At 60.0% G+C, this 12,332-nt stretch carries 9 protein-coding genes; 6 read left to right on the forward strand and 3 right to left on the reverse strand.

Annotation, left to right across the window (positions count from 1 at the left end; all coding sequences use genetic code 11):
• Nucleotides 1-11: 11 nt before the first annotated feature.
• A complete protein-coding gene (gene mscM / locus BN1139_RS06935) occupies nucleotides 12-3,293 on the reverse strand; it encodes a miniconductance mechanosensitive channel MscM (protein ID WP_005354015.1) in 3,282 nt (1,093 codons plus the stop codon).
• A gap of 155 nt (nucleotides 3,294-3,448) precedes the next feature.
• Between mscM and BN1139_RS06940 the strand changes: the two genes are divergently transcribed.
• The gene (locus BN1139_RS06940; RefSeq protein WP_041202800.1) at nucleotides 3,449-4,786 is read left to right on the forward strand and encodes an MATE family efflux transporter; all 1,338 of its coding nucleotides are present in this window, start codon (nucleotides 3,449-3,451) and stop codon (nucleotides 4,784-4,786) included.
• An 88-nt stretch (nucleotides 4,787-4,874) separates the two neighbouring features.
• On the opposite strand, the gene BN1139_RS06945 is transcribed toward BN1139_RS06940, so the two are convergent.
• Nucleotides 4,875-5,696, reverse strand: coding sequence for a peptidoglycan DD-metalloendopeptidase family protein (locus BN1139_RS06945; protein ID WP_005354012.1), 822 nt, complete (start codon nucleotides 5,694-5,696; stop codon nucleotides 4,875-4,877).
• Nucleotides 5,697-5,998: 302 nt separating this feature from the next.
• Here BN1139_RS06945 and BN1139_RS06950 point away from each other — a divergent pair, with 302 nt between their 5' ends.
• A complete protein-coding gene (locus tag BN1139_RS06950; RefSeq protein ID WP_005354009.1) occupies nucleotides 5,999-6,778 on the forward strand; it encodes a BPSS1780 family membrane protein in 780 nt (259 codons plus the stop codon).
• 66 nt (nucleotides 6,779-6,844) lie between these two features.
• Here BN1139_RS06950 and BN1139_RS06955 read toward each other — a convergent pair whose 3' ends face one another.
• Nucleotides 6,845-7,744 carry a LysR family transcriptional regulator gene (locus BN1139_RS06955; RefSeq protein ID WP_005354007.1) on the reverse strand — a complete coding sequence of 300 codons (900 nt, stop codon included), beginning with the start codon at nucleotides 7,742-7,744 and terminating at the stop codon, nucleotides 6,845-6,847.
• 126 nt (nucleotides 7,745-7,870) lie between these two features.
• On the opposite strand from BN1139_RS06955, the gene BN1139_RS06960 reads away from it, so the two are divergent.
• The 4 genes from BN1139_RS06960 to oxyR all read left to right on the forward strand — a co-directional run bounded on the left by BN1139_RS06960 (nucleotide 7,871) and on the right by oxyR (nucleotide 12,320).
• On the forward strand, nucleotides 7,871-8,731 hold the full coding sequence (locus BN1139_RS06960) for a Vmh family MBL fold metallo-hydrolase (RefSeq protein ID WP_005354006.1): 861 nt from the start codon (nucleotides 7,871-7,873) through the stop codon (nucleotides 8,729-8,731).
• 75 nt (nucleotides 8,732-8,806) lie between these two features.
• Nucleotides 8,807-9,451: a DsbA family protein gene (locus BN1139_RS06965; protein ID WP_013723531.1), complete on the forward strand. Its 645-nt coding sequence runs from the start codon at nucleotides 8,807-8,809 to the stop codon at nucleotides 9,449-9,451.
• A 172-nt stretch (nucleotides 9,452-9,623) separates the two neighbouring features.
• Nucleotides 9,624-11,264 carry a methyl-accepting chemotaxis protein gene (locus tag BN1139_RS06970; protein ID WP_005354004.1) on the forward strand — a complete coding sequence of 547 codons (1,641 nt, stop codon included), beginning with the start codon at nucleotides 9,624-9,626 and terminating at the stop codon, nucleotides 11,262-11,264.
• A 156-nt stretch (nucleotides 11,265-11,420) separates the two neighbouring features.
• Nucleotides 11,421-12,320, forward strand: a complete 900-nt coding sequence (gene oxyR, locus BN1139_RS06975; protein ID WP_005354003.1) for a DNA-binding transcriptional regulator OxyR — start codon at nucleotides 11,421-11,423, stop codon at nucleotides 12,318-12,320.
• Nucleotides 12,321-12,332 lie beyond the last annotated feature (12 nt).

Raw genomic sequence — 12,332 nt, forward strand, 5'->3', positions numbered from 1 at the left:
TACCTCGCGGATCAGCCGCGGCTCAGGTGAATGTCGATCTGTTGATGGGGCAGGGTAAGTCCCTGCTGCTGCATCTTCTCCAGCACCAGCGAGTGAACCTCGTGGGTGATGGGCATCCGGTGATCCATGTTGTTGACGTAGAGGCGGATCTCGTAGATCAGTGCCGAGTCGGTGAATTCGATCAGGAACACCTCTGGCGTCGGCGTCTCCAATACCAGGGTCGATGCCTGGATGGACTCTTCCAGAATGCGCTGCACCAGTTTCGGATTCCGGGTCAGGCCGATCCGGATCCGCAGTTTGACCCGGGTGATGGCATCGGAGAGCGACCAGTTGATGAACTGTTCGGTGATGAAGGCCTTGTTGGGCACGATGATCTCCTTGCGATCCCAATCCACTATGGTGGTGGCCCGGGTCTTGATCTTGGTGACGGTGCCGGTGAGATCGCGAATGGTGACGGTGTCACCGAGCCGGATTGGCTTCTCAAACAGGATAATGAGGCCGGAGACAAAGTTGGCGAAGATCTCCTGCAGACCGAAACCCAGCCCCACCGAGAGGGCGGCGACCAGCCACTGGGTCTTCGACCAGTCGATGCCGAGCATGGAGAAGCCGGTGAGGGCACCGATCAGGATCACCAGATACTTGCTGGTGGTCGTGAGGGCAAAGCCGGTACCTGGTGAGAGGCTGAGGTGCTGCAGCAGAGTCAGCTCCATCAGCCCCGGCAGGTTGCGGGCAGTCACCACGGTCAGAATGAAGACGAAGGCGGTCAGCATCAGATCCTGCAAGGTGATGGCCGAGAGCTGCTCGATGCCGCCAATCTTGCTGCTCACCTGCCACACCTCGATATTGCTGAGGAAGCTGAAGGCGGAGTTGAGATCCGACCATTGCACTACCACCAGCATGGTAAAGCCCAGCATCAGCAGGGTGCGCACCAGCCCCAGCGACTGGGCGCTGATGGTATCGAGATCCAGCTCAGTCTCTTCCACCACGTCCGGGGTCTCGGAGCTGAGCTCGTCATGCCCCTCTTCCCGGCCGCGCTGGGCCAGGATCTCGGCCCGCTTGCTCTTGGCGCGTTCGAAGGCGAGGCGGCGGCGCTGGATCAGCATCCAGCGTCTGGCCAGATAGTAGACCAGCAGGCAACCCAGCCCCATCAGCAGGCTAAGCTCCAGCTGGCGCAGCAGGGTGCGCGAGGTATAGAAGTAGCCAAACAGGGCGCCAATCACCGCCAGCAGCGGCGCCAGCATCAGGCTGTTCCAGATGAAGTGGTGCAGCAGATGGGGCTTGGTCATGTCGGTCTGGCCCCAGGTGAGTGGCAGCCGCTCCCGGTTGAGGCGGGCAAAGAAGAGCAGCAGCCAGAGTGCACCGATCATGAAGGCCATCCGGCCGAGGGAGTCGTAAAAGGCGTGCTCCTGATAGCTGTTGGCCATCCCCTGCACGAAGAAACTCGGGATCAGCACCAGCAGCAGGGTGCGAAACTGCCCCCACACCTTTTGCACCTGTTCCCGAGGCCAGCGGAAGTGGTGGATCAAAATCCCCCGCTCCAGCGTCAGATGGCGGGCCATCACCAGCGCCAGCAGCAGAAACCAGATCTCGCCAAGACCGCGCGCCACCGCCACCGCAAACGGGTATTGCCAGGCCCCTTCGAGCAGGCCGCGCACCATCAGCACCATGGCGGGCAAGGGGAGGGCGGCAAGCAGGGAGCGCAGCAGCAAGCGGCTGGTGAGGCTGAATTTGTCCTGGGTTACCTTGCCGATCCGTGGCGCAATATGGTCGCAATAGAGGCTCAGGTGACGGGCCAGTTTGAACCAGCTCCAGGCCAGCACCAGCAGCCCAATACCGGCCAGCGTGAGACTCAGCGGGCTGTTCTCGGCGATGGCATAGGGCAGTTGCAACCAGTTGTCAGGGTTGAAGGCCAGCGTCAGCGCGGCAGGAATACCGAGCATCACCTGTGGGGTAAAGGGGCGCACATCCGGCATCCAGAACAGGTGGCTGGCGCTTATTTCACGGATCTCGTCGATCTTGCTGTTCTGACGGCTGTAGAGCAGTTTGAGGCGGGTCTGCTCCTGAATGAGGGTGTCGGAGGCGTCGTTGAGCCGGGTCAGCAGCTGGCGCCGGGCCTTGAGCAGGTTGTCGAGCACCGCTTGCTGCGGCCGATCCAGCGTCACCTCCTCTTCGGCCATCAACTTGTCGCGCAGCTGGCGGGTATCCTTGAGCCCATCCTGCTCGCTCTCGTACTGGTACTTGGCCATGCGGGCGCTGACGATGGCGGACTCCAGCTTGTCGAGGGGGAACTGGGGGGGCAGATCGGAGAGTTTGCTGCGCAGGTTCTCGCCGTAGGCATTACTGATCTGCAACCACTCCAGCTGCTCGCGTACCGAGTTGACCAGCTCATTCAGTTCAAACAGATTCTTGTCGACGCTGCGCTGCTCGTCCTGCACCCGCTCAATCTGATCTTCCAGTGTGCCGAGCTGGATGGAGAGCGCCTGATTCTGCTGTTGCTGCTCCAGCAGCAGCGGCATGTCGGTGGTGAGTTGCTTGCGCAGCCTTTCGCTCTCCTCCAGCGCCTGCTCGGTCTTCTCCCGCCGCAGCTGGTTCTGCTGGGTCAGCAGGCTGGCTTGCCACTCATCCTCGTCGGCGATGGCCAGATTGAGCTCCTGCAGCTTCAGCTTGCCGAGATCGTTGCGCTGCTGGGCCGAGAGCTGCTCCAGCTCCAGCATCTGGATCCGGTCGGAGAGGCTCTGCTCTTTCATTCTGGTCAGCAGCAGTTGTGCCTCCTGCTGGCGATCCGATTCGCTGCTGAAGCTCAGTCGCTCCAGCTGGCTGCGGGTCAGTTGCAGCTGTTTGCGCAGATCGTCCACCCGCAGGTGATACTCCTGACCGGTGCTCTCCAGCTGGTTGAGGCTGTCCATCACCCCCTGCCGCTCCTTGCGCAGGTTAAGCTGGCGGTTGCTGCTCAGGCCAATGGCCTGGCGCAGCGCCTCCTCCTTGAGGCTCGCCAGCGGCGGGCGAGCGGCGGGCTGATAATTGTGCAGGCTCTCCTTGAGGCGTGCCGACTCCTTGGGGTAATCGATGAGGATCTGCTGATAGGCTTTGCTCTGTTCCCGGTAGCGCTCGGCCTCTCTGGCAAATTGCAGCGCCTGCTGATAGCTCTCCCGCAGCTTCTGGTTTTCCGGGGTATCGCTCTTGGGCACGCTCTGCAACAGGGATTCGGCCTGGGCAATGGCATCGTCGGCGCGCACGGCTGGCGGCAACAAGATAAGGGAGAGCAGCAAGAGGGTGAGCAGGCGTTGCAACATGAGGCTCGTTTCCGTTCAGAAGAGGTGGCCCTAGCCTAAAACAGGGCAGGGAGGCGGGTAAAGCAGTCTATATTAATGATTCATAACACAAATAACAGGAAGTCGTGCTGCCGTTTCGCTATGATCCCGGCCGCTTTCTCTCCACCGAGTCGAATATGTCAGCTGTTGATCTGGGCACAGCCCCGCTATCTCGCCTTTTCTGGCGTTACGTAACCCCGACCGTGGCGGCCATGCTGATCACCGGCATCTATGTCACCATTGATGGCATCTTCGTTGGCCATGTGCTGGGTCAGGATGGCATGGCCGGTCTGATGCTGGCTTATCCCATCTGCGCCGTGCTCTATGCGGTGGGGGCGCTGATCGGCATGGGGGCCTCGTCGCTGGTCTCCTTCTATCTGGGGCAGGGCAACCCGGCCAAAGCCCGCCATATCGTCGGCAATGCCCTGGTGATGGTGTTGCTGGCCTCGGCACTGCTCAGTTTTATCGGGATCCGCTATGGCGAGCCCATGCTGGCCTGGATGGGGGCGGAGGGGGAGATCTTCACCGCCGGGCTCTCCTACCTGCAGGCTTATGCTTGGTTGGGCGTCTTTGCAGTGCTGTCGATGGCGTTCAGCTCCCTGCTGCGCAACGATGGCCGCCCCGGCTTTGTCACCCTCATCATGGTGGTCGGGGGGCTGCTCAACGTGCTGCTCGACTATCTGCTGATGGTAGTGTTTCCGTTTGGACTGGCCGGGGTGGCGACGGCCACCATGCTCTCCCAGGCAGTGACGGGCCTCGCCTGCCTGTGGCACTTCTTCACGCCGCGCAGCCAGCTGCGGATAAGCTGGGACACCTTGCGCCCTGATCTGCGGCTGATGGGGGAAACGGTGCGCCTCGGGATCTCCAGTTTTCTGATGTACCTCTATCTCTCTGTGGTGCTGGCACTGCACAACAAGGCGTTGCTGGCGGTCGGCACTTCGCTGCATGTGGCGGCCTACGGGGTGATCAGTTACACCGAGGCCTTCTTCTATCTGATGTTCGAGGGGATCGCCATGGGTATCCAGCCCATCGCCAGCTTTAACGCGGGCGCCGGTCACTGGCGGCGGGTGCTGCGGATCCGCAATCTGGCACTCGGAGTGACGTTGGGGATCGCCCTGTGCGCCATGTTCCCGCTTTATCTGTGGCCGGAGGCGGCGGTCTATCTGTTTGCTGGGGACAACGCTACCCTGCTGCCGGTGGCGAGCCTCGGGATCTGGCTCTACTTCTGGGGGCTGCCGATGGAGGGCTTGCTGCTGGTGGGGGCCACCTACTTCCAGGCCATCAATCGGGCCCGCATCGCCTCCCTGCTCACCGGTGGCAAGCTGGTGCTGATCGGCGGTTTCTTGTGGGGATTCTCGACCCTGTGGGGCGTGCCCGGGGTCTGGCTTGCATTGCCAACGTGCAGCTCATTGCTGGTGTTGGTGATGTGGCGGGCGATGCGTCGGGAGTCCGGCGCCCACGCGCTGGCCGGATAGGTAATCAGGTTCGAGGTGCAGTTAGCAGACAGGCAGCCATGGGCTGCCTGTTTTGTTAGAGGATGTTTTGTTAACGGGCTCTGCCGATTCAGGGCTTGAAGGCACCGATAAAGATGGCGGGATCGACCCGGGTGTCGTTGAGGCTGACGTTCCAGTGCATATGGGGGCCGGTGGCGCGACCGGTCGAACCGACTCGCCCGACGATGCCGCCCCGCGGCAGGCTCTGGCCGAGCTTCACATCGATCTTCGACATGTGGCAGAACATGCTGATGAGCCCCTGACCGTGGTCGACAAAGACGGTATTGCCGTTGAAGAAGTAGTTGCCGATCAGGATCACCTTGCCAGCTGCGGGGGACTTGATCGGGGTGCCGGCGCCCACGGCGAAGTCGAGGCCGGAGTGGGGGTTGCGCTCCTCGCCATTGAAGAAGCGACGCAGGCCAAACGGGCTGGAGAGGGGGCCGTTGACCGGCTTGTCGAACATCAGGTTGCTCGGCTGGTTGGGGCTGAAGGTCTGGTAAGCCCGGGTCTGCTCCGCCAGCTCGCGGTTGATACGGGTCATATCTTCGGCGAGCGGATTGACCTGACGGCTGTTCTTGAGCTTGATGTGCTGCTCGCGGTAGTGCTTGGGGGTGACGGTGAAGTCGAGAGTACGGCCATCACCTGTGGTCAGTTGCTGGGCGCCGGGCGTGCTTTTCAGAGAGATGCCGACGATGGCGATCCACTGGTTGTCTTCGCGCACCACCAGCACGGGTTTGTCGTGATAGCGGGCCGTGGGTGCAGTGGCAGATGCGCCAAGAGGGATCACCGCAACGCCACCCGGCACCGGATGGTTGAGCAGGCGACTGATAAAACCCTCGGCCAGGGCTGACTGGCTGGCCAGTAACAACAACAGACAACAAACAACTCTCATGACGATACCACTCGATGTTAAAGCGCCCGGGATGGCGGGATGACAACCCCCTGTCCGGCATTCATCGATCACTAAAGGGTGATCACGACACGTAGGCCACGACAGGCACGGCTGGGGAAGGGGGCAGATTGTGCCTCGTTATAGTCGGGGCAGCCAGAGGCGAGGCATGGCTGACGCCCCTTTTGTGCATAGCTGCGTCAGGTTTTATGTCGTGGTCGGGCCGCTTCGCCATTGAGTCGCCCCCGCCCTGGCTCTAGAATCGGCTTCCGGCACTGATGCCACCGACACTCCGAGGAGACGATATGAACGGATTACCCCCTTTGCGCACTACACCGGCCCGGTACACGACAGGTCGTGGCTGGCTCTGGGTTCGCAGCGGGTTCGATATCTTCAACAAGGGGATGGGGGTCAGCGTAGCCATGGTGCTGGTCTGGTTTATGGTGGGCATGCTGCTGGAGCAACTGCCGGCGGGTGGCCTTATCTCCCAGCTGCTCTACATGGTGTGGGGCGCGGGTTGGGTGGCGGTCGCCGCTCGGGGTTATCGGGGGGAGCCGCTGCAGTTTGCCGATCTCTTCGCCGGTTTTCGCCACAAGCTGACCCCGCTGATGCTAGGCGGTCTGCTGGTGTTGCTGCTGTTCAGCCTGGTTGGCCTCGTCTGTCTCGGTCTGCTCTCCATGTGGGGGCTGCTCCCGCTGCTGACGCAGGATCCCGAGAGCATGGTGGTCTCAGCCAGCCAGTTGCAACAACTGCTGCTGGTATTGCTGGTGGGGATGCTGCTCATCATTCCCGTGCTGATGGGTGTCACCTTTGCTCCTGCGCTGATCTACCACCACGATATCGGCATCATTCAGGCGGTACGGCTGAGCTTCTTCGGCTGCTGGCGCAATATTTTTCCCTTCTTCTGGTGGGGGCTGCTCTCAGCCATGTTGTTGATGTTTGGCGCTGTGCTGTTGCTGGTAGGTCTGCTGGTGGTGATCCCGGCGCTCAACTACTCCATCTATGTGGCTTATCGGGATATTTTCCTGGACGAGAGTGCGCAGCCGGAAGCGCCGCACTCAGAACCATTCGGATTTGAAGCCTGATCAAGGGATCAGAGTGAAGAAGGGGCCCGCAGCGGCCCCTTCGTTATGTTTGGGTGTGCGGAGTGCTTACTCCTGCCAGATGGGATCCGCCGCCATGCGGGCCAGCAGAAAATCGAGGAAGCTGCGCAGTAGCGGCGACATCTGCTTGCGGGTGGCATACACCCCGTAGACGCCGAGACGCTTGGGCTGCCAGTCGGTCAGCAGGGGCACCAGTTCCCCGTGCTCCAGATAGGGTTGTGCCGAGTAGCGGGGTTGCAGGCTGATCCCTGCGCCTTCCAGCGTTGCTTCCAGCAGCAGGCTGGAGATATTGGCGCTCAGGTTACCGCTGACCGGCACTGACTCGGGACCGTCCGGTCCATTGAACTCCCACAGGCTCTTGCCAAAGTAGGTGTAGGTGAGGCAGTTGTGCAGCGCCAAATCCTGCACCTTGTGTGGCATCGGATGACGGGCCAGATAGGCCGGGCTGGCACAGACTACCGAGTGGCAGGTGCCGAGACGACGTGCCACCAGATTGGGGTCGAGGTCGTTGGTGATGCGCACCGCCAGATCGATCCGCTCCTCCACCAGATTGACGGTTCTGTCGAGCAGCAGAATGTCGATGGCCGTCCCCGGGTATTGCGCCAGATAGTCGTTGGCAGCCCCGACCAGCAAGGCTTCTGACAGGGAGTAGCTGCTGGTGATCCGCAGTTGTCCCTTGGGGGCGTCATCCCCCTTCACGGCGATCTGCTCCATCTCTTCGCCGAGCGCCAGCATGGCGCGGGCCCGGTTCAGCGCCTCCTCTCCTGGCCCTGTCAGGCTCAAACGACGGGTGGTGCGGTGCAGCAGGCGGGCGCCCATCCAGCTCTCCAGCTCGGCCAGATAGCGCGACACCATGGCGCGCGACATATCCAGTTTCTCTCCGGCGCCGCTCAGGCTCCCTTGTTCGACTACGCTGACAAAGACCCGCAAGGCGGTCAGTCGATCCATGTACGGCTCTCTATATGTTCGATATGTGCAACAGTGATGCGCTTTTTATGCTGTATTTGCACCTTAAGTGATCCAATACACTGTGTCCATCAAATGAACCCCCGAATACTTAATGAGGAATAGATGATGAACAACACCCTGATCCGCAACCTGACTCTGGCGACCACCCTGTTGAGTGGCGCCGTACTGGCCGCCCCCCTGAGCGTGACCGTCTACAACCCTGGCGAGAAGGCGATCTTCCCGGTCTCCTCCTCACTGGTGACCGGTGACAAAGAGGCCATCCTGATTGATGCCCAGTTCGACGTGCAAAATGGTCAGGCGCTGGTCGACATGATCAAGAAGAGCGGCAAGAAGCTGACCACTGTCTATATCAGTGCCGGTGACCCCGACTTCTACTTCGGTCTGGAGCCAGTCATGGCGGCGTTCCCGGATGTCAAAGTGCTGGCCGACCAGCATGTGGTTGACCATATCAACCAGACCAAGGATGCCAAGCTGAGCTACTGGAGCCCGATCCTCGGGAAGGGTGCACCGAAGAGCCTGACCGTGCCGCAAGTGATGACCGCCAGCCACCTGACGCTGGATGGCGAGAAGATTGAAATCAAAGAGATGAATACCCCGAATGCCTACCTCTGGGCCCCTTCCATCAAGACTGCTTTTGGTGGTGTGCCGGTTTACCACGGGGTGCATGTCTGGATGGCGGACAGCCAGACCAAGGCGGCTCGCAGCAACTGGGTCAAGGCGCTGGACAACCTGCTGGCCCTGAAACCCGAGCGCGTGGTACCGGGCCACTTCCTGGGCACGGCTCCCAAAGGCACTGCTGCTGTGAGCTTTACCCGTGACTATGTAGAGCGTTTCGAACAGGAGCTGGCCAAGGCGAAAAACTCCGGTGAGCTGATTGAGGCTCTGAAGAAGGCCTATCCGGCACTGCCGGTTGACGATGGTCTGGCCATCGGTGCCAAGGTCAATACCGGCGAGATGAAGTGGTAAGCCACTGAGCCTGCTTTCCCTGTGTTTTTTTACCGGGCCTAAGGGCCCGGTTTTTTATCCGAGATCGAAGTGAGAATGAAGATGAGCGAACAACAAACCACCCTCCATTATGTCTATGACCCCCTCTGTGGCTGGTGCTACGGTGCCGCCCCCCTGTTGCAGGCGGCAGCAACTATTGCCGGACTCAAGATCGAGCTGCATGCGGGCGGTCTATGGCTGGGTAGTCGCCGTCAGCCGATGGGCGAGGCATTGCGTGATTATGTGCGCCCCCATGATCAGCGGATCGAAGCGCTGACCGGCCAGCATTTTGGCGAACGCTACTTTAACGAACTGCTGCTGCGGGAAGGCTGTCTGCTGGACTCCGAGCCGCCGATCCGTGCGGTTTTGGCCGTCACGGCCTTGGGGGGGAATGGGTTGGCCATGTTGCACCGGATCCAGCAATCCCACTATCGGGACGGGATCTGGATTGGTGAGCCGGCATTTCTCGCCACGCTGGCGGCAGAGCAGGGGATTTCAGCCGAGGAATTCCAACAAGCTTATCTGCAGGCCCCCTTGCTGCAACATCTGGCAGATAGCCAGGGCTGGATGAAATGGCTGGGCGGTCAGGGTTATCCCACCCTTGGGTTGATGCACAACGGTAAGGTGAGTGCTGTTCGAGTGGCGGACTTTTTGGGCGATCCTGCCGGGTTGCGTCAGCATCTTCTTGAGTTGATGGAATAGTTATTAGAATGTGAACGGACAAGGTCTCTTTAGAAGTGAAGTGAACGGGCCGATATTCCTGTATGCAGAAGCGATATGAAAGCCTTCGACTTTCTGCTTGCAGACTATGCTCTATGTGACCATTCCCGGCGGATGTTGCGGGAGTGCAGACTCATTTCAAGGAAGCCCTCATATGTTCAAAAACATGTCTATCGGCCAGAAACTGAGTGCCGGATTTGCCATCCTGGCACTGCTGGTACTGGGCTTGGCCTGGTTTTCCATCAGCCAGTTGGCAAAGCTCTATGGTGATACCGAAACCATCACTGACAACCTGCTGCCGTCAACCCGCTATGCCAGCCAGATGCATGTTGCCATTCTGGATGCGCGCCGCTCAGAGCTGGCCCAGGTCATCGGTGGTCTGAACAAGGATGATCAAGAGGTAAGCGATCGCACCCTGACCTTCAATAAGGCCAGGCAGGAATTTGAGCAAGCAGCCCAAAAATACGGTGCTTTAGCTTTCACTACAGGTGAAGAGAAACAGGTTTATGAGCAGGTGGTTGCGGCGGGGGCCAAGTATTTTGCGGTGCATGACCAACTGTTGAGCGCCTTCGCTGCTGGCGATCTGGAGCGAGTCAGAAGTCTGCGCAAAAACGAAACCCGGGTCGCGCTGGAGGAGGTGGGAGCAAAATCCTTCCGCCTGCGGGAAATCAATAACGAGATTGCGGCCCAGATGACAAAAGATGTGGAGGCGCTCTACAGCAGTGCCAGAACCATGAGCGTCATTGTCAGTCTGGTGACGCTGGGTTTTGTTGTGGCAATTGCCTGGCTGCTGACCGGTCAGATCCGCAATCCGGTGATGGCGTTGCTGGAACAGACCCGGCGGGTCTCCTCTGGTGATCTCACCTCCCGCATCGATATGCAGCAGTTCAACAATGATGAACTGGGAACCCTTGCCAAAGGGTTTGGTGAAATGCAGACCAATCTGCGCACTCTGGTGAGTGAAGTGTCGGGCTCTGTGGTGCAACTGAGTTCCGCCGCGGAGGAGATCAGCTCTGTTGCCAGCCAGTCAGCCAACAACATGAATGCTCAGCAACATGAGTTGAATCAGCTGGCAACGGCGATGAACGAGATGCAGGCTACGGTGCAGGAGGTCTCTCGCAACACCAGCGATGCGGCCAGTGCTGCCACCTCGGCCAGTGAGACGGCCGAACTTGGTGCGCAAACGGTGAATGACTCCATTCTGCGCATCGAACGGGTCGCCGGTGCTATCGAGAGCACTGCGGTAGTGATCCGCCAACTGGGCGATGACAGCCGCAATATCGGTATGGTGCTGGAGGTGATCCGCGGCATTGCCGAACAGACCAACCTGCTGGCATTGAATGCGGCGATTGAAGCGGCTCGTGCCGGTGAGCAAGGGCGGGGGTTTGCTGTGGTGGCGGATGAGGTGCGTACTCTGGCCAAGCGCACCCAAGACTCCACCTCCCAGATCAATACCATCATTGCCGAGTTGCAGCAGCGTGCCGAGCAGGCGGGCAGTACCATGCAACAGAGTCAGGAGCTGATGAACACCACGGTTGCTACCGCGCGGGAAGCGGGCGAGTCCATCTCCCAGATCAGTGGCTCGGTCAGCAGTATCTCCCACATGAACATCCAGATTGCGACAGCCACCGAAGAGCAGGGGGCGGTGAGCGAGGAGCTCAACCGCAACGTGGTCAATATCAGCCATGCTTCCGAAGAGGTGGCCGCCGGTGCCACCCAGATGGCTCAGGCGTGCAATGAGCTGAACCATCTGGCAACCCAGTTGCAGGATATGGTGCGCCGTTTCAGGGTGTAATCCCTCGGCGAGTCAAACAGCCCGATTACCGCAAGGTGATCGGGCTTTTCTGTTTTGGAGAGGTAGCCAGAGAGGTTCACCGCGAGCGGATGACTTGTCCCGCCGGACGATATTGTGCATGCTGATGGCCCATTTTCCAGGCAGGACTCTTGCTGTATGAATCTTCGCGATCTCGAATATCTGGTGGCGCTGGATGAGGAAAAACATTTTCGCAAAGCCGCTGAACGCTGCTTTGTCAGTCAACCCACCCTGAGCGGCCAGCTGCGCAAGCTGGAGGATGAACTCGGGGTCATTCTGATCGAACGTACCTCGCGCAAGGTGCTGTTTACTCCGGCTGGCGATGCCATGGCCCATCAGGCGCGTCGGGTGCTCAAGGAGGTGCGCGAGCTCAAGAGCATCGGTCAGCACTTCTCCGAGCCGATGTCCGGGGAGATCCATATCGGTTTTATTCCGACCGTGGGCCCCTACCTGTTGCCCCGCATTATCCAGACCCTGCGTGAGCGTTTTCCCCAGCTGGAGTTCTACCTCTATGAGGAGCAGACCCAAACCCTGCTCAAGCGGTTGGAAGAGGGGGAGCTGGATTGCGTCATTCTGGCCGAGATGCCGGGGATGGAGGGGTTTGGTTCAATCCAGCTCTATCATGAGCCGATGTGGTTGGCTGTGCCTTGCCATCACCCCGAAGCACAGGCCAGGCAGGTGCCACTCGGCAATCTCAAGGGAAAGAAATTGCTGATGCTGGCCGATGGCCACTGTTTGCGGGATCAGGCGATGGGATTCTGTTTCGCCGGCGGGATAGGTGAGGATCAACGCTTCAAGGGCACCAGTCTCGAGACACTGCGCAACATGGTGGCCGCCGGTAGCGGCATGACTTTGGTGCCAAAGTTGGCCGTACCTGCCGATCATGATGAGGGCGGGGTGAGCTATCGACCTGTGGTTGACCCTGTGCCGGGGCGTACCATCTCGCTGCTCTATCGCCACTACTCGGTGCGTCGCCCCTGTTTCAACGAGCTGGCCGCCTCGATTGCCACGCTGATGAGCAAGCAGTTGGCCCAATAAAAAAACCGGCAG

Origin of the sequence: Aeromonas veronii bv. veronii, assembly GCF_000820225.1 — a bacterium.
Taxonomy (GTDB): domain Bacteria; phylum Pseudomonadota; class Gammaproteobacteria; order Enterobacterales; family Aeromonadaceae; genus Aeromonas; species Aeromonas veronii.

What these genes read in the sequence shown, in the direction of transcription:
- oxyR (WP_005354003.1), top strand. Translation starts at nt 11,421, where the DNA reads ATGAATCTTCGCGATCTCGAATATCTGGTGGCGCTGGATGAGGAAAAA.
- mscM (WP_005354015.1), bottom strand. Translation starts at nt 3,293, where the DNA reads ATGTTGCAACGCCTGCTCACCCTCTTGCTGCTCTCCCTTATCTTGTTG.
- BN1139_RS06940 (WP_041202800.1), top strand. Translation starts at nt 3,449, where the DNA reads ATGTCAGCTGTTGATCTGGGCACAGCCCCGCTATCTCGCCTTTTCTGG.
- BN1139_RS06945 (WP_005354012.1), bottom strand. Translation starts at nt 5,696, where the DNA reads ATGAGAGTTGTTTGTTGTCTGTTGTTGTTACTGGCCAGCCAGTCAGCC.
- BN1139_RS06955 (WP_005354007.1), bottom strand. Translation starts at nt 7,744, where the DNA reads ATGGATCGACTGACCGCCTTGCGGGTCTTTGTCAGCGTAGTCGAACAA.
- BN1139_RS06965 (WP_013723531.1), top strand. Translation starts at nt 8,807, where the DNA reads ATGAAGATGAGCGAACAACAAACCACCCTCCATTATGTCTATGACCCC.
- BN1139_RS06950 (WP_005354009.1), top strand. Translation starts at nt 5,999, where the DNA reads ATGAACGGATTACCCCCTTTGCGCACTACACCGGCCCGGTACACGACA.
- BN1139_RS06960 (WP_005354006.1), top strand. Translation starts at nt 7,871, where the DNA reads ATGAACAACACCCTGATCCGCAACCTGACTCTGGCGACCACCCTGTTG.
- BN1139_RS06970 (WP_005354004.1), top strand. Translation starts at nt 9,624, where the DNA reads ATGTTCAAAAACATGTCTATCGGCCAGAAACTGAGTGCCGGATTTGCC.